Genomic DNA, 16,179 nt, shown 5'->3' with positions numbered 1-16,179 from the left:
AGCCAGACGACGGAGGAAACGACGATGAGCGACCGCGGGTACACAGCCACGGCCCTTGGCCGCATCTACGGCGTCTCAGCACGCGTGATGAACCACCTGCTGAAGGACGAAGACATCCTCTACGGCAAACCGGGCGCATACGGCCTAACTCCGAAAGGCGAGACGTTCGGAGTTGAAACCTCCCACCATCGAGGCCCCGGCGGGACCTCTTCGGTCTACAACAAGTACTGGGACGTGACCACCTTCGACTCCAGCATCGTCGACGCACTCAACGTCTCCCCGGAGAAGATCGCAGCAGCAGAAGCCGCCGTCGCCGCGCAGAGCGCCGCAACAAGAGCGGCCACGAAAGCAGCACAGGACGCAGCCGACGCCGCCTACCGTGCAGCCCAGTCAGCTAGCGAATCACTGGAGCGCCCGGAGATCGACCTGAAGCACCTCGGTCTCATCGTCGGCGGGGTTGCAGCCACCGCAGCCAGCGCTTTCCTGATCTACAAATACGGACCGGCCCTGAAGCGGAAGCTGAAGGACCGGATCTCCGACAAGGTAGACGAGCCGGCTGAGGGCGAAGAGCTGCCGAGCGTCTAGCGGCCGCGCTTCACTCGTAGACCAGCCAGCCGGTGTCCCAATCGAGCGTCTGCTCTGTAGTCCCGCATTCGTCATGCCCGTTCTGGTTGTAGACGACGTGCGCGGACCACGTGAATGACGGGCCCAGCTGTTCGATGTATTTGGTCTGGTAGGTGAAGGCTGCGTATCCAGTGCCCACATCGTACGAGTAGTCGTTGAGGTCCGATTTCCCTACATCGAGTGGTCCACCCCAGATTGTGGTGCTGATCCTCTCGCCGCCGCCGATGAACGTGGTCAGGTCGGTGTATCCGTTCTCTCCGGACAGCGGCTTCAGGCCGATTGAATACTCCACGTTGTCGGTCGGTGAGTAGTCCACTCCGGTGTCGTAGGCCCAGCGAACCGTGAAGGTGTCGTCGCCGTTGAACGTCAAGCCGACTTGTTCGAGGTCGTAGGCGGTGGCCTGCGCACTGTCGCCGAGCGCGTCTACGCAAAGCCTTGCCACTTGGCCGGGATGGGTCTCACCTCGGTCGGGTGTCGGTATTGGCGTCGGCGTGCGCGCGACGAACATCTTTGGCGTGCTTGCGGGCTCGACGTCCGTGGCTTCGGGCGCGGCTGTGCATGCAGCGAGAGCCAGGAGGGCGGCGATGCTGAGCAGCAGGAGTGGGGTTCGGCGCATCCGCTCATACTGGCACCTGCTGCGGACATCTGAGATCGCCGGCCACACACCTAGGCTTTGAAAGAGGAGGCTCCGATGACGGATCACGACCAGGAGGACGCCCGGCAGCCGAACGGCCGGTACGGGAAGCAGAACCTGTCCGATGCTGAGCTCCGCCTCGAACCGACTGCGGATGGCCCGGCCTTGTGGCAGCTTGATGTCGCCTACGTCGATGGCGCGGTCGAGTCGTTCCTCGTCGAGGAGTCCGGGAAGCTTCCGAAGCCGGTGAAGTCGGAGAGCCTGTACCTGTATTCGCTGCTCGGGTTCAAGGCGACCCGGTTCGCGTCGCAGATCGACCTGACGGTGGAGGAGGCGATCGCCGACCCTGGCGACAGCGCGAACCTGTACCCGGTGTTCGAGACGACGCAGGGGATGCCGACGGCGTTGATGGGGAACACGGTCGGGTTCCGGCCGCAGAGCTGACGGTTGAACCTCGCGGGTGTTGGACCGCGCCGCATACTTAGGCATCATGGAAATCTTCCGCCGCCGCTCGAACCGAACCCCTGAGGACATCGTCCGCAACCCCGACGGGTCCGGCCAGTTCTACGGGGTCGAGAACTCCGCGGCCGAGGTGACTGTGACCGCCGACCCGTTCACCACCGACTTCACAGCGCTTCTGAAGGAGAAGTGGTGGCTGGAAGCCGGTGACGACGGGCAGCCTGACGTCGAATCCGTCATCCCCGGCGCGGCCGCCGTCAGCGTCAACATCGCATCCTCCGACCCTCACATGGCGAAGGTCACTGTCACGTTCCCCGACCTGGCCATCTGGGACCAGATCGCCGCCTCCCGCGGCGGCGACCAGGACAGCCCCGAGGCTGTGCTCCGCGGCCGCCTGTGGGTCCGCGAGAACGAGCAGACCATCAAGAAGTTCTTCAGCAGGCACGGGGCCGAACTCGCCGGCAACATCTGGTCTCCCAGCTCCGTGTCCGTCTGGAACAACCTGCACATCACCAACGGGCTCTCCTGGGAGCAGGTCTCCAAGGAGATGTCCGGCAACACCGGCGTCCTCTGGGCGCAGGACATCCTCCCGGACGGCAAGTTCGCTGATGAGCTCGAGGCGTACTGCGCCGATAACGGGTACGACGAGAACCTCGTCCCGTCGCTCGGTAAGTTCTACAGCATCTACGAGCCGCGCATCGAGAACAGCGTCCCCACCACCGTCGACGAGTCTGCCGCCTCCCAGTACGACCCGCGTCAGGTGTGGACCGTCACCGTCGAGGGCGGCCGCCGGAAGGTGACCGCCGGGCTGCACCCCGGCGCCGCCGAGTACGTCATCACCGGCAAGAAGTGGGCGCACCACTCCGACAGTGCGTGGATCGAGCGTTCCCCCGCCAGCTGACCGGTCGCCACATGGCTCCTCTGCGAACCCACCCGCACTGGAGGACCACGACCATGACCGCTGCCGCCATCCGCGACCTCGCGCATGCCCTCGCTGACACCGCCGACCTGGATGCCGTCCTCGGCATCGGGCCGGACACCCCGGAGACGGTGATCTCCGACGCGTTCGACACGCTCGGCCTCCGGCTCCACGAAGTCCCGGCCGGGCAGTCGATCCTCCTCGTCAGCACCCGCTGATTCCGCACATGTAGGTGGCGGATCAACACCGCCGATCAGGAGAGCACACCATGCCCAAGCCCAAGCGCAGGCCCGTTCAGGACAAGTCCGTGATCGGCCGCGCCCGTGACATCACCGCCGTCACGATCGCGAACGGTGTCGTCAGGCTGATCGCCACCCCGTGGTACCAGCGGATGAGCACAGGGATCATGCGCACCGGCATGATCGCCGGCGCCGTCAACGGGGAAACTGTTCCCGACATCGGAAACGCCCTGCAGCGTGAGCTGCTGGTCAAGTATCAGGTGGCGAAGAACGCGCACACGTACCCGCTCCGCAGCGAGGAAGGCAAGGTCAGCCTCGTCGACAACGAAGAGGGAGTCCTCGCCGGGCTCCTGAAAGTGCAGTCGGACGCGTACGCCGCCGGTGTCGCCGCCGGCGCCCTCCTGGCCGGCCGATGACTTTCGAGCTCGTTCCGCACGACACCCTCCCGGTCACCGGGTGCGACTGCGGCGGCTGCTTCGGCACACCCCGCCCCGACTACGACGATCTCGTCGCCGAGATCACCAGACTCCGTGCTGGCGCGGCAGCCGAGATCGCTGAAGCGCGCTCCACAGCATTGTCTGACGCAACCGAGATCGCCGAAAGGCTCCGTCGCGCGTGGGCGCCGAAGAACCTGGAGATGGCGCGCGGCGCCGTCGGGATCATGCACCTCATCCGTGTGTACGCCCGCTCCACCTCGACAGAGTCTGTGACAGTCGCCCGCAACCGGGAGCTGCACGCCGAGAACCGCCAGCTTCGCAGCGACATCGCAGCAATCGTCCAAGAGCAGGAGACCGCCGATGTCTGATCTCACCGATGCTGCCGTTGACACCGCCGTCGGCAACTACTCAGCCCAGGTGGAACTGCTCGAACAGATCCGCGACGCCACAACCGTCCCGCTCGACGTCATCGCAGAGCGCCTCGGCGTCACGGAACCCGTCGCCCGCGCGTACCTCGCCGGCTCCTTCGACATGACGCTGACGGAACTTCGATACCTGGCGAACGCCGCCGAACTTCTCGTCACCTACGAAGTCACGTCTCCCACAGACCCCGACGACGGAGGCGACCGATGAGCGGCCCAACCTTCCCTGCGGGGTTCGCTGAACTCCGCGAAGCCCGGAACGCCGTCGACAAGATCCGCCGGTACGCGCAGAAACGTTTGGATGCCGGCGATCTCGACTTCGACGACTGGGTGACCCGTACCCGCGACGCGGCCGCTGAAGCTGTGGCCGACATCGACTCGATCGCCCGGGCCCTCGGCTGGGACGACCAGTCGCACGGGTCCAATGCGAAACGCGCCATCTGGTCGCGGATCCCCGGAGACCTGCACGAGCTCGGCTTCCGCCGCGCTTACCGTCGTGCGCTTCGCCGGGACATCCGCAGCACCCGGAAGGCGGCCAAGGCGTGAACCTCAAGACCATCGACGACATGCTCCGCACCGAGCAGATCGAGCACCTCGAGGCGATGAAAGACCTCATGGTGGAGATCGTCGGAAGGAACCCCGGCATCACTGTCAGCGAAGCACTCCGCGAGCTGGCGCTGACCGCCGGCACCACCGTATCCCAGGCGAAGTTCGGCCTCAGTTACGCGAAGAACACCGGCGCGGTCAACCTCGACTTCGAAACCCGAATCCTGACGCTGCCAGCGCCGGCCGATCCCGACCCGGCTGCCGAGAACGCCGTCCTGCGCGACCAGATCGCTGCAGCCCGCGCCATCATCACCGACTACCTGCATGACCCGGAAGCCGACACCATCGACGCGCTCCAGGCCGTCGCGTTCGAGCTCGCCCCGAGAGGAACCCGATGACCGACCTCGACCCGTTCGTCCTCGCCGGCCAGCACCCTGCTGATCGTCTGCTGGAAGCCCAGAAGCTGTCCAGCCCTGTGTACCTGCACGGTGATCCGGCGCCGACCCGGAACCAGGTCGCTGCGGTCCTTCACGCCCTCGCCGACCACACTCACAACGAGCACATGCTCGGTGACGCGGTCGCGGAGCTCGGAGCTGACCGTGCCAACCTCGGCCCGGCTTGGGCTCAGGTGACCGGGCTCGGCCGCTACTTCCAACGCCTCGGCGACTACGTCGAATGGTACGACCGTGACCCGTCCGTCGTGAAACTGTCCCCGGCCGCCACGATCCTCGCCGAGCAGCTCGCTGAGAAGCACTGCAAGACGGTCGACGACGTGATCTCCGAAGCCGTGATCCGCCACCACGGCTGGTTCGCACCGGCCGAGGTGACGTTCAGCCTCGACGACATCGCACCGCCGACCGACCTCGACGGTGACCCGATCCCCACTTCCCGCTGAAAGGCAGCCTCGTGACCAGGAAGAGCAAGACCCGCATCCGGTACGACGTCCGATATTGGCGAACCCCGGAGATGGCTGCGTTCAAGGCCCTCACCGAGCAGCCGGGCTACGAACCGGCGTACGAGTCGAAGCTCGCCGAGCAGCTCGGCATGGACTCCAACCACCCTGCGTTCGGTGGACAGCTCCGCGCGGCTGCCAAGGAGCAGGCACGCGCACGCCGTAGGAACGGCTCACACGTGACCTGTGCGTGGGGCAGCTGCACCGTCTCCCTCGACGAGCAGGGGAAGGTGACCGGCGGGTTCGGTCAGCCCGGCTGCCCCTGCGACAACACCCCCGGCTGGAACAGCGAATGGCCGGCCGGGATGGGTAAGCCATCCATGCCGGTGAAAGCTGTCGGCCGTCACGGCTCCCGTGTCCAAAGGGCCCGGCGCCGGAAGCAGGAAGTGACTGTGTTCCGCGGCCGACAGATAATGAAGTTCATGGTCGGCTACTACGACGAGGACACCGACTATGCCTGAACCGACGATCGCTGAGCTCACTTCCGAGAACACCCAACCGCACGCAGCCCATGGGCAACTGGTGGAGGCGATCATCGAGCTCGCCGACACCTTCCGCACCGGCAAGCCGGTCAGGACAGTCTTCGACCGCGGCTACAACGGTGGACTGTCCGACGCCGCAGACACGCTGGAGATCATCCTGAGGGTGGCGCTCGGCTTGCGGCCTGGAGTGCCGCTGCCCGGTGCAGAACAACGACAGCAGGAACGCCTTCGCGGGGCCGCTGAACTCAACCGCAAGCTCGCGGACGAGCGAGCAGGTGTGAACACCGACGAGATCCTCGCCTGGATCCTGGCAAACGGCGGTGATGTCAGATCCACAGCCCTCGCCCACCACATCGCCGGCACATACGGCGTCACCTGGGCGACTGCGATCGCCACCATTCACCGCCTCAACGACAGCCGACTGGCGGCGATCACCAGCTCGTACCGAGTCGCCGTTGACGGCGCCTGATACGCGCGCCTCAACGAAGAACGCCGCCCTGACAGTGTCGAGGCGGCGTTCATCATTTGTGGATGATCAGTTTGTGATGGCGACCGTCGTGTCCCCGTTGAAGGTGTAGGAGTTATCGTCCCGTTCCAGGTTGGTGATGGTCGGCTCTCCGTCCTTCCAGTCCCAGTTCCCGACGAACCCGTACTCGAACTCATCGAGGAACGTGGTGAAGTCCGGGTGGGCCACCTGGCCTTCAGCGCTGAAGCTGCCTTCGATGTTGTAGAGGGCGTACTTGTCGGTCAGAGCCAAAGTGGGCTCCTTGACGATGTTCCAGTCCATGGTCGCGTCCGGGTCATCCATGGCGAAAACGATGTCGGCGGTGAACCCACATCCGTCCGGGTTGGCGTCGTCGGTGGAGACGCAGTCGGTGATGATCGCCGCGAACTGGTCGTTCAGCTTCGCGCTGATGGCGTCGGTGTTCTGCTCTGAGACGGAGAACGGGTCGTTCGGGTCGGAGAACACAGCGACGGTGTCAGCGTCTGTGACGCTGTAGTACGGCGAGTCGGTGCTGGCTGTGATCGGGTACACGGCAGGCAGGAGTCGGTCAGCGTCGGCGATGCTCTGGCCTCCGACGGTTGCGGTCACCACACCATCGGTGACTCCCCAGCCGGTGACACCGCCCATGTACACGGGTACCACCGACCATGTGTCGTCCTTGCCGGGCTTCACGTTGAACACGGCGGACCCTTTCTTGCCATCCAGCGTGTAGGTGAGCTCCCGAGAGATGGACTTGTCCGTGTTCGGCTTCTCCGGTGCAGCCTTCAGCTTCACGTCGGTGATGTACGACTTGGCGCCGGCGAACGCCGCGACCGACGCCTTGGGCACATCGTCAGCGCTGGTCAGCTTCGCCACGGTGTCCGCGTCGCCGGCGGCGAGGGCGTTGACGAAGTTCTGGGCGGTGGCTTCCGCGTCGGGCTTCTGGTTCGAGGCGGTGACCATGACGATCACCGCGATGATCGCGAGGACGACGGCGGCGGCGACGGAGACGATGATCGCCTTCCGGTTCTTCCCGGTCCTGTCGGGAGATCCGGGCTGGTCGGCTTGCTGTGGTTCTTGGATGGCTGTCAAGGAGACATCTTTCTGCTGGTGGAGCGGCGGTCAGGTTCGCACATTACGGACGGCGGCGCCGTTGTTCGGTCAACGACATGCCCCAGTCCGGGAGTGAGCTCCGAGTCTCCTGTGCGCCACCGACATCGGTCTCCGGGTCGCCACATGCCCTTTCGATGACCCTGCACCACCCCGCCGCACCCAAGGAGACACACGTGTCCGCTCCGACCCTCACCGCCCCGCTCGACACCGTCCACAAGGACGCTCTCGGCTACGTCGACCAGATCCGCACCCACCGGAAGCTGATGCACGGCTCCCGCATCCAGGACGGCAAAGGCCGCGAGTTCATCGTCGAGTCCCGCTGGATGACCGGCGCCGACAGCGTCGGAACCATCTACATGTACGAGCTCACGGACGTCGCCTCACTCGGCCGATGAACACCAGGCTCAGCGCCCGGACCCTCACCGTTGCCGCCGACCCGGCAGTGATCGCCTCCCGGCTCACCATGTTGGTAGAGAACGCTGCAGAGCTCATCGGCGAAGCCGGCCTGCATCCGTTCACCATGTTCGCGGACATGCGAGACCGGCTGTGGCTGCTCCGCGACATCGAACGCACCTTGTGGCAGTTCCGTCCGATCGCGACGGCCGTCGACCTCCGCACCATGATCGCTGCCGCCGCACCCACCCGGGCTGCCCGCCGCGGGATGGGGTTCGGCCGCCGCCAAGACCTCCTCCAGCAGGGCACCCTGCTGCTGAAACCGGGGATGCAGGTGGACGACCTCCACGACGCGCTCACCGCGATCGAAGACCAGAAGCAACGGTGGGCGGCAGTGTCTGACGCTCCGTTCCCCGCCACCGTCCCGTTCGTCGTCGGCATCGGCGCCGACGTGGAGGTCATCTCGGCGCAGCTGGACTTCCTGCTGCCAGGTGTCGCATGGGACCGGATGCTGTTCGACGATCTCGCCGCGGAACTGGAAGCAATCGGGCGGAGAGCGCAGATGCACCTCGTCGGCGTGTGACCGTCGGTTGCCACATGCCTGAAGGCTGTGCAGGAACAAAGTCTCCTGCTGTTTCCCATGGAGAGTCCCCGCGGCCCAGCGCCGCGGGGCTTTCCTGTCCCCGAATCGGCGGGGATCCGCACATGGTGGTGGGAGAAGGAAGGAACTCTGAACGATGAGCTACGACGTCACCTTGGTCGCTGAGAACAGCGAAGGCCTCTTCGAGGACCTGTACTGGCGCAACCACACCCGGAACACCTCGCAGATGTGGCGTGACGCAGGCTGCGACATCGCAGAGTTCCACGGGAAGACCGCCGCTGAGTTCGCTGCCGCTCTCGCCCCGGCGATCGCCGACATCGAAGCGCGCCCCGAGCACCACGAACAGTACGTCCCCGACAACAAGTGGGGCACCGTGAAGACGACCCTGCTGTTCCTCCACGACCTGCTCGACGCCTGCAACGCCCACCCGGACGCCACCGTTGAGGTGGACCGATGACCCGGAAGACGAAGACCGAGGCCAGGCAGGAACGCCGCATGCCGGAGGTCACCCACGAGCAGAGGATGGCCCAGCTCCGCGCCGACCGCGACCGTGCAACCAGGATCCTGTGCGCGTGGGGCAACTGCACCGACGAAGTCCTCGACGGCAAGGTCACCGGCGGTTGGGGGCAGATCGCCTGCCCTTGCGACCACGTCCCCGGCTGGTCGGCTGTCCATCCGGCAGGGCGGGCGAAACCGTCGATGCCTGTGAAGGCCGTCGGCCGGCACGGATCCCGTGTCCAGCGGGCCCGCCGCCGCAAATCCACCATCACCTTCCACAACGGACGCCAGATCTGGGCGCCTATCCTCACCTGGAGCAACGCATGATCTGGCTCGGCATCCTCATCGGGTTCATCGCGTTCCCCGTCATCTACCTCGCCTTCGCGTACGCGTCCTACTTCCTCGCCGCCCGCACTGAAATCCAATGCCGATGCGGCTACGTCACCGGCGGTCTCGACCCCGCAGAGAGCCGCGAGCCGGCATTCCTGTCCCGCATGAAGATGCGCGCCCACCTCCGCACCCACCGGAAAGAGCAACCAGCATGAGCATCGACTACCAGCGCATCGCCGACGAGGTCGACCTGGGCGGCGCCATCGGCTACGACACGATCACCGCATCGTTCACCGAAGGGGACGGGCTCGCCCGGTCCGTCACCACGTTCATGTCCGTCCAGGACCGCGACCGGATCGTCGCCGCGATCCTCGACTCCGACTGGCTCCGACTCCGCGACGCGAAGAAGTTCGACGAGGGCCGCCACGCGGTCATCGACCACGCGATGAAGCGCGTCCAGGCCGACGACGGACCTCTCGACGGGTACATCGACCAGCACGCCGTCGCTATCGGCGGCGGGAGGATCCCCAACCCGTACTACCGGGACGGCGAACCTCAACAGGAGAAGCGCAGGCAGGCACTCCATGAGCTGATGTCTCTCTCCGACGAGCTCGGCGAGGAAAGCTGATGCTCTCACCCGAGGAACGCCGCGCGGATGACCTCCGCTCCAGTGCTCGGTTCGGGGCGGCGTTCACTGGTGCCACGATCCTCCTCACAGCTGTCGCCATCACGACAGGCGCGCTCATCACCGGCCCGTTGAATGATGACTGGTCGACGGTCATCACCTTCCCCGTGGGGGCTGGTGTGGCGGCCGCCGCGCTCATGGGCACCGTCATCCTGATCATTCATGTGATGGACCGGATCGCCGACCACCACGATGCCCGTACAGGCCGCTCCACTGCGCCTGCGCAGATGCCGGTCTGCTGATGGATGCTCTGATCGCCCGGACCTGCCCGGTGTGCGGAGGGGAACGCGTCGGAGACACCGACGCTGAAGCCGTCGACGCCATCAAGGGTCATCTCCGCCGTGACCACACCCTCCGGCCCGTCGATCTGTTCCTCGGGTTCCCGAAGGACGCCGCTGTCACCGTCGGCGCCGGCAAGGTGCTGCACCGCTACGCGGGCGGCGTCAGCATGGGCGGGAAGATCCCGCTGAGGTCCATCGGCGGATCAAAGAAGACCGAAGCCGACCCGGCGAAGAACAGGCGGGACGGCGTGACATTCTGGAGCCTCCGCCACGGCTACCCGAACCCCACTTTTGTCGACCACCAGGACGGCATCCAGCTCGCCGCCGACTACAACCCTGAGGAGCACCTATGAAGATCCCCGCCAACGCGCTGCAGACGATGACCGTAGGCGCCGTCGTCATGGCCACCCACCCACCCGTCCTTCTCATCGAAGACTGTCGTCGCCCTCCGCGAGGAGCAGTGGGGCAGCAACGGTCTCGTCTGGTCGGTGACCGGTGAGCGTGACACGATGACCAGCTACCGCCTAGCCGATTTCATGGAGGGCGCCGAGTTCACCGTCCTCGCCACAGGTGACCGCTGAGCTCAGGCTGTCGACGGAACTGTCGCCTACCGCGCATGATGGTGGTGAAGAAGACGCCGGCACGAGCCGGTCTGCCACCTCTGAGGAGACCCGTGTTCGGCATCAAGAAGAAGACCGCCAAGCCGGCCGGTCCGGTGTTTGCGTTCTGTGAACGAGTCACCGCCACCCCGACCAGCCCGAACCACATCCGTCAGCTCACAGAAGTGGGCATGAAGCAGGGCGGCGGTGCGGATACCCTCGCCCTGTGCGGCGCCGAGGTTGCCTGGGACACCCTCATCGTCGACTTCGATCGGCTCCCGCACATGCTGGCGAACCAGCACGAGACCGCCCGCTACTGCCCGACATGCTCGGAGGCGGCGCTGCAGCAGCACGCTCTGGCAACGGCGTGACCACGGACACTGATACGCCGATGCTGAAAGGCTGGACTGCGTTCGAATGGGCGCGGCCGCTCCGCCCGACCACCCACGTGATGCTCAGCCTGACCGTGGTGTGCCTCATCGGCTACTTCGCTGTCGGCGGCACCGCCGAGGCCGTCACCTGGTGGCTGTCCATCCTGATCGGCCTGCTTGTCGCATCCTTCGTGCTCACCCTGGTCTTCTACTTCACCGCGATGGTCAAAGCGATCCGCGAATCCCGTGCCGGCTACACGACCACCGCGGGAATGTACCCGGAGTTGCCGCAGCTTGACCGAGACGGGCGAGTGATTCGCGCCGCAGGTCATGTGGGAAGCCGGCGCCTGCGATGACTCGCTCAGACTGGTCTCGCCATGCGCCTCTGCTGATCTTCCTCGGCGCCGCCGCGCTAGTTCTGGTCCCGGTGGCAGCGTTCCTCTTCACGCACATCGTCGCTTCAGACCGGTTCGTCGAGAACGGCGAGCTCACCGGATCATGGTCGGGAATCGGCGCCGCCGAAGGCCAAACGATCATCCTGAACACTGACGGCACGGCGTCGATCGACAACGTCATCGGCTGGAACTTCCGAGGCAAGCACCGATCTGGCGCAGGAGTCTGGGAACGGACGTCCACCGACGACACCCAGGTCGACATCACCTTCGATTGGATCGACGGCCAGCTCGACCCGTCCGACCCCACCACGATCAGCAACCTGATCATCGTCATCGAGCCAGACCCGAACACGGTGAAGCTCGTCATCAACGTCGGTGACCCTGACGACCAATCGACCCGACGAGAGTTCGTCCGGTCTGCAGGAGACTGACGGAGCCTGGCAGCGCATCAGAGCGCCCGACATGACTCAACGGCTCGGCGCGCCGCCGCACAAGACGACCGGCGTCCGCGCATGTTGGTGACATGAAGAACCCGTTCCAGAAGACACCGGCCGCCCCCGTCATCGACCCGGCTACCCCGCGTTCGTTCTACCGTACGCATCGGATGGGCGTGCAGGCCCGCACGTTCAAGACCGGTTTCGACTCCCACGTGCAGCTGGAATACATGGGTGCGACCGAGTTCGAAAGCCCCGGCCGGCACCTCCGTGAGCTCCGCGCCGCCGGCGAGATCGTCACCCGCAGCAAAGACGTCACCCGCGACGGAAACACCGTCCCCGTGCACTTCGCCGGTCCCGCCCAGTCGATCGACCAGGCCATCGAAGCGTTCTCCGACTGGGTCGCTGAGCCGCACATTGACGCTTCGGAGTACACCCGCCTCGAAGGACGGTTCTCAGGAGACCTCGACGACCACCTCCGGCGTACTGACGCATGGTGGGCGTACGACGCGAAGCTGATGTGGACGTTCGACGAGAATCTCGTCGGCGAGCTCGTCGCTGCGATCAACGACCGCCCCGCAACCTGAACCGAGAACGTGCATGAGCGACATCGACAAGTTCCACCCCGGCAACCGCATCCGGCATGTCGACGGCCGGGGCGGCACCGTCACCGACCTCGTTGAACCGTGGTCGTACCGGGTGAAGTTCGACGACGGGTCCACCGGTGACTTCGGCGAGCTTGACCTGAACACCCATCCTGAGATCTACGGCCGTGAGCAGATCGGTCGAGCCATCAACAAGCTCGACATCGTCCGCGACTACCCGGTCCACCCCCGCGTCCGCAAGGCGGTCGTCCGGTGGGCGAAACTCGGCGGCAACGACGCCTACGCAGCCTCTGGACTCGTCCGCTTGTCCAGCCCCGACATCATCAACGCGCAGATCGAGATCCTCGGCGCGGCGCTCTCAAACCATTCGGAGGACTGGGCGGAAACGAACACCCTCGCGATCAACCTCGCGAAAGCGATCAACGAGACGAAAGGCTGAACGACATGCGCATCAGCAAAACAGACATCTTCATCTCAATCGGGTTGCTTGCCATCGTCTCGGTGTGTTTGGTTCCGGCGATCGCTTTGTTGAACCGGCACGACGTCCCGACGGATCTGTTCAGCCAATCTGTCCGCTGGTTCGGCATCACCGTCGGGTTCCTTCCACTGTTCATTGTCGGTGGCGGGTTCTTCATCCAGGCACGAAACAAGCGGTTCCTAAGGGCACAGCAAGCTATCCGTTTCGAAGTCGACAGCAACCTCAGCTTCCTCCGGTTCGAGAGGCCGGTGAAGTACCGCGGGCTGCTGAACCCGGCACTCGGTGATGAGGCCTTGACGGACACTGTGCCGCTCCCGGAGGTGCGCTACGCGACCTGGTCGATCTCTATCTTCTCCCGAGTAGCCCCGCATTACCTTCAGTTCTGGGACCGCGACCCGGGCATGGAGATGGGTTTCCTCGGCACCGACGCCACCAACAAGGACGCGAACCTTTTCGCGAAGATCGACCTCGACGACCTGAACCTGTACCCGACGGTGAAGCAGGACGTCATCCAGTACCTGACCCAGAGATCGGAGCAGGGTATGTTCTCCGCGAACGTCAACCTGGAAACGGCGGCGCCGCTCACTGAGAATCTCCCACCGCTGGCCACAGGCGTCCGATTCGAAGGCAAGAACGTGGTGTACGACTTGTCGGCCGCCGCACAGAACTCCTAACCACACACGCCGCGGCGGTGAGTGGGTAGCCGTTACGCTGACCTCGTCGACGCCGGCGCCACATCATCCACAGAACTCGGAGAGAGCATGACCTCGAACCCGTCCGCAGACGGACCTTCAGACACCCCTGCTGTTGTGATCATGACCGCCGGCGGTCCGCAGCTCCCCGACAGCGAACTGCCGGAGCACACGGACGAGAAGGTCCAGCACGTCGGCGCAGGACCGGACTCGTGGGCGTGGGTCATCCGCCGGCAGGCTAGCCGCACCCAGGTGCTGTTCCCCGCCACCGGCCGCACCGGCTGGTACAGCGACCAGGACCTTCAGGCGTACGCCTCAAACAGCTGACGTCGAGATGTCATGGCGCACCAGCGGTGTCCAGTTCCAGCTGACGCTGGTCTGGGCCGGGCTTTCCGTGCTCGCCTTCATCTACGAGGATGACAAGCGATGGCTGGCGTGGATCTTCCTGGCGGTAGCTGCGACCCAAGGGATGTACGGCATCGTGCTGAGACGGCGCGAGCGGGCATCCAGGAAGTGATCCTCGATGTGGTGACGTGGGCGGCCATCCGAACTACCGCGCCCTAGCCCGTCACAACATCCACCATCCGCGCATGTAGGTCCTGAGAAGACAGGAAGGCCACCGCTGTGAAGACCGACAAGAACATCGTCCGGGACATCCTCCGCGCCCAGGGGCTCTGGGATGTTGAGCCGACTGATGAGGCTGTGAAGGTGCTCCGCGACGCTCAGCAGGAGAAGTGGTCTGAGGGCTACCGTGACGCCGAGTACGAGGCGAACGTCAACAGCTAGGGCGGGCGACAGCCAGCACAATCACGCGGTTCCGCACATGAAGGGGGCAACAACCTTTCACTGAGGAGCCCCGTGACCTTCACCACCGCTGCGACCATCGCCGCCGACAAACTTCCGGAGTTCTACGAACCCGCCGAGGTGAGCGCCGCGAAGAACGTCATCGTCGACGCCCTCGAGCACATCAACGTCGCCGACCTCGACAGGATCGAACTGGCCGACAAGGTCGTCGGAGCTCTCCTCGCCGCCGGTATCGGCATCCCCGAACAGATCATCGACCCGTACACCGGGAGGCCCGCCCAGACACTGCCCGCCGTGATCGCGGTCGGCGCTGCAACCGTGACCGGTCCGACCGAGTTCACCGGAACCACCGAGCAGACCGTCACAATCGACGACGGCTTCGAGTTCCAGGACGGATACACCGTCTTCAAGGCGGTAGCCGTCAGGGTCGTCGACCACTACAGCCCCTGGCATGCCGGAGGAGTGAAACGGCACAACAGGCTGCTCGCGGAGCACGTCGCCGACAACCGGGGAAACCGAGTCGACGTCGTGGGCGGCTACACCCGCACTCTCGACCCATCCGAAGTCAGAGGACGCGACTTCACCGAGTTCGTCGACAAGGCAGCTGCCGTCGCCCCGCACCTGTTCGCCCGCCAGGCCGCCGCGAGCGTCGCATGACGGACGTGAAGTGGGGTTGGATGCAGACGTACACCGGGCAGCGGTTCACCCCGATGGACCCGAACCCGGACCACATCCACCTGGAAGACATCGCGCATGGGCTGTCGCTGCTGTGCCGGTTCAACGGGCAGATCGACTCGTTCTACTCCGTCGCTGAGCACAGCGTCCTCGTCAGCGAGCAGTTCACCGACCGGGACACCGCCCTGTACGGGCTGCTGCACGACGGCACCGAAGCGTACGTCGGCGACATGATCACCCCGCTGAAGCAGTTCTTTCCCGAGTACAAGCGGGTGGAGAACAAGGTCGCAGATGCGATCGCCGCCCGTTTCGGGTTGACCATCACCCCGGAGATCAAAGCGGCGGTCAAGGAAGCGGACACCCGCATCCTCCTGACCGAACGGAACGCACTCATGCCCCGGGCAGACCGGTGGGAGCTGGACGACCTCGTCACCCAGCTGCCGGTACGCATCGAAGGGTGGGCGCCGGAGGTGGCGGAGCGCCGGTTCCTGGACCTGTTCGAGTACCTCACCGGCACCGCCCGTATCAACGCTGACCCGGCCGACGTCTTCGACGAGCAAGCCGTCTACGACCGGGTCACCCGGAAGCTCGAAGCGACCCACAGCCGACCTGGCACCCCCGTCTCGAAGGAGCGTATGCAGTTCCTCCGAAACCGGGCCCTCGGCCGATGACTGACGGATTCACTTCCAGGGCGGTCCAGCCGGAGGACTACCCGCACATCGCGGACGCTCTCAGAAGCACCCTGGACCGCAACGACATCACCTCGGCCATCGTCCGACACCGGATCACGCTCGCCATCATCGCGTTGGAGCAGGTGATCTCCCAGTCAGATGGGACAGCGACGGCGGATGTCTCGCGCCCCTGTGGAGCGAGCACGACCTCGGCAGGTTGATCAAAACCTGGCGTATCCGCGCATGCAGGTGGTGAGGCGGATCTGCTCGCCTCCACCTGAGGTGTCTCGCCCCCGCGCGGCTGCCACCGCAGAGGGGAAGGTTCACGGAATCGCAGACGACACACACACCACCTT

General features: G+C 65.2%; 34 protein-coding genes. 32 read left to right on the top strand and 2 right to left on the bottom strand.

Annotated elements, in window-relative coordinates:
• Positions 1-24: 24 nt before the first annotated feature.
• The gene (locus tag ASF30_RS10405) at positions 25-585 is read left to right on the top strand and encodes a hypothetical protein (protein ID WP_055905746.1); all 561 of its coding nucleotides are present in this window, start codon (positions 25-27) and stop codon (positions 583-585) included.
• 10 nt (positions 586-595) lie between these two features.
• Here the strand turns inward: ASF30_RS10405 and ASF30_RS10400 are convergent, their stop codons facing one another.
• Positions 596-1,240 (bottom strand): hypothetical protein, encoded by a 645-nt coding sequence (locus tag ASF30_RS10400; protein WP_055905743.1) that lies wholly within the window; start codon positions 1,238-1,240, stop codon positions 596-598.
• A 75-nt stretch (positions 1,241-1,315) separates the two neighbouring features.
• On the opposite strand from ASF30_RS10400, the gene ASF30_RS10395 reads away from it, so the two are divergent.
• The 11 genes from ASF30_RS10395 to ASF30_RS10345 are packed head-to-tail and all read left to right on the top strand — an operon-like array spanning position 1,316 to position 6,183.
• A complete protein-coding gene (locus ASF30_RS10395) occupies positions 1,316-1,702 on the top strand; it encodes a hypothetical protein (RefSeq protein ID WP_055905740.1) in 387 nt (128 codons plus the stop codon).
• A gap of 46 nt (positions 1,703-1,748) precedes the next feature.
• Positions 1,749-2,618: a hypothetical protein gene (locus ASF30_RS10390; protein WP_055905737.1), complete on the top strand. Its 870-nt coding sequence runs from the start codon at positions 1,749-1,751 to the stop codon at positions 2,616-2,618.
• 53 nt (positions 2,619-2,671) lie between these two features.
• Positions 2,672-2,854 carry a hypothetical protein gene (locus ASF30_RS10385; protein ID WP_055905734.1) on the top strand — a complete coding sequence of 61 codons (183 nt, stop codon included), beginning with the start codon at positions 2,672-2,674 and terminating at the stop codon, positions 2,852-2,854.
• A 50-nt stretch (positions 2,855-2,904) separates the two neighbouring features.
• The gene (locus ASF30_RS10380) at positions 2,905-3,291 is read left to right on the top strand and encodes a hypothetical protein (RefSeq protein WP_055905731.1); all 387 of its coding nucleotides are present in this window, start codon (positions 2,905-2,907) and stop codon (positions 3,289-3,291) included.
• On the top strand, positions 3,288-3,680 hold the full coding sequence (locus tag ASF30_RS10375; RefSeq protein WP_055905728.1) for a hypothetical protein: 393 nt from the start codon (positions 3,288-3,290) through the stop codon (positions 3,678-3,680). The genes ASF30_RS10380 and ASF30_RS10375 overlap by 4 nt, the downstream gene beginning before the upstream one ends.
• Positions 3,673-3,945: a hypothetical protein gene (locus ASF30_RS10370; RefSeq protein WP_055905725.1), complete on the top strand. Its 273-nt coding sequence runs from the start codon at positions 3,673-3,675 to the stop codon at positions 3,943-3,945. The genes ASF30_RS10375 and ASF30_RS10370 overlap by 8 nt, the downstream gene beginning before the upstream one ends.
• Positions 3,942-4,280 (top strand): hypothetical protein, encoded by a 339-nt coding sequence (locus ASF30_RS10365; protein WP_055905722.1) that lies wholly within the window; start codon positions 3,942-3,944, stop codon positions 4,278-4,280. Before ASF30_RS10370 ends, ASF30_RS10365 begins: the two co-directional genes overlap by 4 nt.
• On the top strand, positions 4,277-4,678 hold the full coding sequence (locus ASF30_RS22990; protein ID WP_055905719.1) for a hypothetical protein: 402 nt from the start codon (positions 4,277-4,279) through the stop codon (positions 4,676-4,678). The genes ASF30_RS10365 and ASF30_RS22990 overlap by 4 nt, the downstream gene beginning before the upstream one ends.
• Complete coding sequence (locus ASF30_RS10355; RefSeq protein WP_055905716.1) at positions 4,675-5,175, top strand: hypothetical protein; 501 nt, start codon at positions 4,675-4,677, stop codon at positions 5,173-5,175. Before ASF30_RS22990 ends, ASF30_RS10355 begins: the two co-directional genes overlap by 4 nt.
• Positions 5,176-5,186: 11 nt before the next feature.
• The gene (locus ASF30_RS10350) at positions 5,187-5,693 is read left to right on the top strand and encodes a hypothetical protein (RefSeq protein WP_055905714.1); all 507 of its coding nucleotides are present in this window, start codon (positions 5,187-5,189) and stop codon (positions 5,691-5,693) included.
• Positions 5,686-6,183, top strand: a complete 498-nt coding sequence (locus ASF30_RS10345; RefSeq protein ID WP_055905711.1) for a hypothetical protein — start codon at positions 5,686-5,688, stop codon at positions 6,181-6,183. The genes ASF30_RS10350 and ASF30_RS10345 overlap by 8 nt, the downstream gene beginning before the upstream one ends.
• Before the next feature lie 66 nt (positions 6,184-6,249).
• Here the strand turns inward: ASF30_RS10345 and ASF30_RS10340 are convergent, their stop codons facing one another.
• Complete coding sequence (locus ASF30_RS10340; RefSeq protein ID WP_055905708.1) at positions 6,250-7,290, bottom strand: hypothetical protein; 1,041 nt, start codon at positions 7,288-7,290, stop codon at positions 6,250-6,252.
• Between the two features lie 194 nt (positions 7,291-7,484).
• On the opposite strand from ASF30_RS10340, the gene ASF30_RS10335 reads away from it, so the two are divergent.
• From ASF30_RS10335 to ASF30_RS10245, 20 genes are all read left to right on the top strand, one after another.
• Complete coding sequence (locus tag ASF30_RS10335) at positions 7,485-7,706, top strand: hypothetical protein (protein ID WP_055905705.1); 222 nt, start codon at positions 7,485-7,487, stop codon at positions 7,704-7,706.
• Positions 7,703-8,287, top strand: coding sequence for a hypothetical protein (locus ASF30_RS10330; RefSeq protein ID WP_055905702.1), 585 nt, complete (start codon positions 7,703-7,705; stop codon positions 8,285-8,287). Before ASF30_RS10335 ends, ASF30_RS10330 begins: the two co-directional genes overlap by 4 nt.
• Before the next feature lie 154 nt (positions 8,288-8,441).
• Positions 8,442-8,762: a hypothetical protein gene (locus tag ASF30_RS10325; protein WP_055905699.1), complete on the top strand. Its 321-nt coding sequence runs from the start codon at positions 8,442-8,444 to the stop codon at positions 8,760-8,762.
• The gene (locus tag ASF30_RS10320; RefSeq protein ID WP_055905696.1) at positions 8,759-9,130 is read left to right on the top strand and encodes a hypothetical protein; all 372 of its coding nucleotides are present in this window, start codon (positions 8,759-8,761) and stop codon (positions 9,128-9,130) included. Before ASF30_RS10325 ends, ASF30_RS10320 begins: the two co-directional genes overlap by 4 nt.
• Complete coding sequence (locus tag ASF30_RS10315; protein ID WP_055905692.1) at positions 9,127-9,348, top strand: hypothetical protein; 222 nt, start codon at positions 9,127-9,129, stop codon at positions 9,346-9,348. The genes ASF30_RS10320 and ASF30_RS10315 overlap by 4 nt, the downstream gene beginning before the upstream one ends.
• A complete protein-coding gene (locus tag ASF30_RS10310; RefSeq protein WP_055905688.1) occupies positions 9,345-9,761 on the top strand; it encodes a hypothetical protein in 417 nt (138 codons plus the stop codon). The genes ASF30_RS10315 and ASF30_RS10310 overlap by 4 nt, the downstream gene beginning before the upstream one ends.
• Positions 9,761-10,060 carry a hypothetical protein gene (locus ASF30_RS10305; RefSeq protein WP_055905685.1) on the top strand — a complete coding sequence of 100 codons (300 nt, stop codon included), beginning with the start codon at positions 9,761-9,763 and terminating at the stop codon, positions 10,058-10,060. Before ASF30_RS10310 ends, ASF30_RS10305 begins: the two co-directional genes overlap by 1 nt.
• Positions 10,060-10,452 (top strand): hypothetical protein, encoded by a 393-nt coding sequence (locus ASF30_RS10300; RefSeq protein ID WP_055905681.1) that lies wholly within the window; start codon positions 10,060-10,062, stop codon positions 10,450-10,452. The genes ASF30_RS10305 and ASF30_RS10300 overlap by 1 nt, the downstream gene beginning before the upstream one ends.
• Positions 10,453-10,772: 320 nt before the next feature.
• Positions 10,773-11,069 (top strand): hypothetical protein, encoded by a 297-nt coding sequence (locus ASF30_RS10295; RefSeq protein WP_055905678.1) that lies wholly within the window; start codon positions 10,773-10,775, stop codon positions 11,067-11,069.
• The gene (locus ASF30_RS10290) at positions 11,024-11,425 is read left to right on the top strand and encodes a hypothetical protein (RefSeq protein WP_235480321.1); all 402 of its coding nucleotides are present in this window, start codon (positions 11,024-11,026) and stop codon (positions 11,423-11,425) included. The genes ASF30_RS10295 and ASF30_RS10290 overlap by 46 nt, the downstream gene beginning before the upstream one ends.
• On the top strand, positions 11,422-11,895 hold the full coding sequence (locus tag ASF30_RS10285; protein ID WP_055905674.1) for a hypothetical protein: 474 nt from the start codon (positions 11,422-11,424) through the stop codon (positions 11,893-11,895). The genes ASF30_RS10290 and ASF30_RS10285 overlap by 4 nt, the downstream gene beginning before the upstream one ends.
• Before the next feature lie 92 nt (positions 11,896-11,987).
• Complete coding sequence (locus ASF30_RS10280; protein WP_055905672.1) at positions 11,988-12,485, top strand: hypothetical protein; 498 nt, start codon at positions 11,988-11,990, stop codon at positions 12,483-12,485.
• Between the two features lie 13 nt (positions 12,486-12,498).
• Complete coding sequence (locus tag ASF30_RS10275; protein ID WP_055905669.1) at positions 12,499-12,942, top strand: hypothetical protein; 444 nt, start codon at positions 12,499-12,501, stop codon at positions 12,940-12,942.
• A 5-nt stretch (positions 12,943-12,947) separates the two neighbouring features.
• A complete protein-coding gene (locus ASF30_RS10270; protein WP_055905666.1) occupies positions 12,948-13,655 on the top strand; it encodes a hypothetical protein in 708 nt (235 codons plus the stop codon).
• A gap of 87 nt (positions 13,656-13,742) precedes the next feature.
• Positions 13,743-14,000: a hypothetical protein gene (locus ASF30_RS10265; protein ID WP_157497188.1), complete on the top strand. Its 258-nt coding sequence runs from the start codon at positions 13,743-13,745 to the stop codon at positions 13,998-14,000.
• 7 nt (positions 14,001-14,007) lie between these two features.
• Entirely contained in the window at positions 14,008-14,190 is a 183-nt protein-coding gene (locus ASF30_RS10260; protein ID WP_055905660.1) for a hypothetical protein, read from the top strand.
• Positions 14,191-14,297: 107 nt separating this feature from the next.
• On the top strand, positions 14,298-14,459 hold the full coding sequence (locus ASF30_RS22670; protein ID WP_157497186.1) for a hypothetical protein: 162 nt from the start codon (positions 14,298-14,300) through the stop codon (positions 14,457-14,459).
• Between the two features lie 72 nt (positions 14,460-14,531).
• Positions 14,532-15,134: a hypothetical protein gene (locus ASF30_RS10255; RefSeq protein ID WP_055905657.1), complete on the top strand. Its 603-nt coding sequence runs from the start codon at positions 14,532-14,534 to the stop codon at positions 15,132-15,134.
• Positions 15,131-15,823 carry a hypothetical protein gene (locus ASF30_RS10250; protein WP_055905654.1) on the top strand — a complete coding sequence of 231 codons (693 nt, stop codon included), beginning with the start codon at positions 15,131-15,133 and terminating at the stop codon, positions 15,821-15,823. Before ASF30_RS10255 ends, ASF30_RS10250 begins: the two co-directional genes overlap by 4 nt.
• Positions 15,820-16,044, top strand: coding sequence for a hypothetical protein (locus tag ASF30_RS10245; RefSeq protein WP_055905651.1), 225 nt, complete (start codon positions 15,820-15,822; stop codon positions 16,042-16,044). Before ASF30_RS10250 ends, ASF30_RS10245 begins: the two co-directional genes overlap by 4 nt.
• Positions 16,045-16,179: the final 135 nt, after the last annotated feature.

The sequence above is a fragment of the Leifsonia sp. Leaf264 genome, from assembly GCF_001422325.1.
Taxonomy (GTDB): Bacteria; Actinomycetota; Actinomycetes; order Actinomycetales; family Microbacteriaceae; genus Orlajensenia.
Note: the sequence above shows the minus strand (reverse complement) of the source record. Positions and strands in the feature narration are given on the sequence as shown.

Coding starts and splice junctions, on each gene's coding strand:
- ASF30_RS10275 (WP_055905669.1), top strand. CDS start 12,499: ATGAGCGACATCGACAAGTTCCACCCCGGCAACCGCATCCGGCATGTC.
- ASF30_RS10355 (WP_055905716.1), top strand. CDS start 4,675: ATGACCGACCTCGACCCGTTCGTCCTCGCCGGCCAGCACCCTGCTGAT.
- ASF30_RS10345 (WP_055905711.1), top strand. CDS start 5,686: ATGCCTGAACCGACGATCGCTGAGCTCACTTCCGAGAACACCCAACCG.
- ASF30_RS10300 (WP_055905681.1), top strand. CDS start 10,060: ATGGATGCTCTGATCGCCCGGACCTGCCCGGTGTGCGGAGGGGAACGC.
- ASF30_RS10375 (WP_055905728.1), top strand. CDS start 3,288: ATGACTTTCGAGCTCGTTCCGCACGACACCCTCCCGGTCACCGGGTGC.
- ASF30_RS10245 (WP_055905651.1), top strand. CDS start 15,820: ATGACTGACGGATTCACTTCCAGGGCGGTCCAGCCGGAGGACTACCCG.
- ASF30_RS10325 (WP_055905699.1), top strand. CDS start 8,442: ATGAGCTACGACGTCACCTTGGTCGCTGAGAACAGCGAAGGCCTCTTC.
- ASF30_RS10250 (WP_055905654.1), top strand. CDS start 15,131: ATGACGGACGTGAAGTGGGGTTGGATGCAGACGTACACCGGGCAGCGG.
- ASF30_RS10365 (WP_055905722.1), top strand. CDS start 3,942: ATGAGCGGCCCAACCTTCCCTGCGGGGTTCGCTGAACTCCGCGAAGCC.
- ASF30_RS10330 (WP_055905702.1), top strand. CDS start 7,703: ATGAACACCAGGCTCAGCGCCCGGACCCTCACCGTTGCCGCCGACCCG.
- ASF30_RS10315 (WP_055905692.1), top strand. CDS start 9,127: ATGATCTGGCTCGGCATCCTCATCGGGTTCATCGCGTTCCCCGTCATC.
- ASF30_RS10390 (WP_055905737.1), top strand. CDS start 1,749: ATGGAAATCTTCCGCCGCCGCTCGAACCGAACCCCTGAGGACATCGTC.
- ASF30_RS10380 (WP_055905731.1), top strand. CDS start 2,905: ATGCCCAAGCCCAAGCGCAGGCCCGTTCAGGACAAGTCCGTGATCGGC.
- ASF30_RS10320 (WP_055905696.1), top strand. CDS start 8,759: ATGACCCGGAAGACGAAGACCGAGGCCAGGCAGGAACGCCGCATGCCG.
- ASF30_RS10385 (WP_055905734.1), top strand. CDS start 2,672: ATGACCGCTGCCGCCATCCGCGACCTCGCGCATGCCCTCGCTGACACC.
- ASF30_RS10260 (WP_055905660.1), top strand. CDS start 14,008: ATGTCATGGCGCACCAGCGGTGTCCAGTTCCAGCTGACGCTGGTCTGG.
- ASF30_RS10400 (WP_055905743.1), bottom strand. CDS start 1,240: ATGCGCCGAACCCCACTCCTGCTGCTCAGCATCGCCGCCCTCCTGGCT.
- ASF30_RS10405 (WP_055905746.1), top strand. CDS start 25: ATGAGCGACCGCGGGTACACAGCCACGGCCCTTGGCCGCATCTACGGC.
- ASF30_RS10290 (WP_235480321.1), top strand. CDS start 11,024: ATGCTCGGAGGCGGCGCTGCAGCAGCACGCTCTGGCAACGGCGTGACC.
- ASF30_RS10305 (WP_055905685.1), top strand. CDS start 9,761: ATGCTCTCACCCGAGGAACGCCGCGCGGATGACCTCCGCTCCAGTGCT.
- ASF30_RS10285 (WP_055905674.1), top strand. CDS start 11,422: ATGACTCGCTCAGACTGGTCTCGCCATGCGCCTCTGCTGATCTTCCTC.
- ASF30_RS10310 (WP_055905688.1), top strand. CDS start 9,345: ATGAGCATCGACTACCAGCGCATCGCCGACGAGGTCGACCTGGGCGGC.
- ASF30_RS10270 (WP_055905666.1), top strand. CDS start 12,948: ATGCGCATCAGCAAAACAGACATCTTCATCTCAATCGGGTTGCTTGCC.
- ASF30_RS10265 (WP_157497188.1), top strand. CDS start 13,743: ATGACCTCGAACCCGTCCGCAGACGGACCTTCAGACACCCCTGCTGTT.
- ASF30_RS10395 (WP_055905740.1), top strand. CDS start 1,316: ATGACGGATCACGACCAGGAGGACGCCCGGCAGCCGAACGGCCGGTAC.
- ASF30_RS10370 (WP_055905725.1), top strand. CDS start 3,673: ATGTCTGATCTCACCGATGCTGCCGTTGACACCGCCGTCGGCAACTAC.
- ASF30_RS10280 (WP_055905672.1), top strand. CDS start 11,988: ATGAAGAACCCGTTCCAGAAGACACCGGCCGCCCCCGTCATCGACCCG.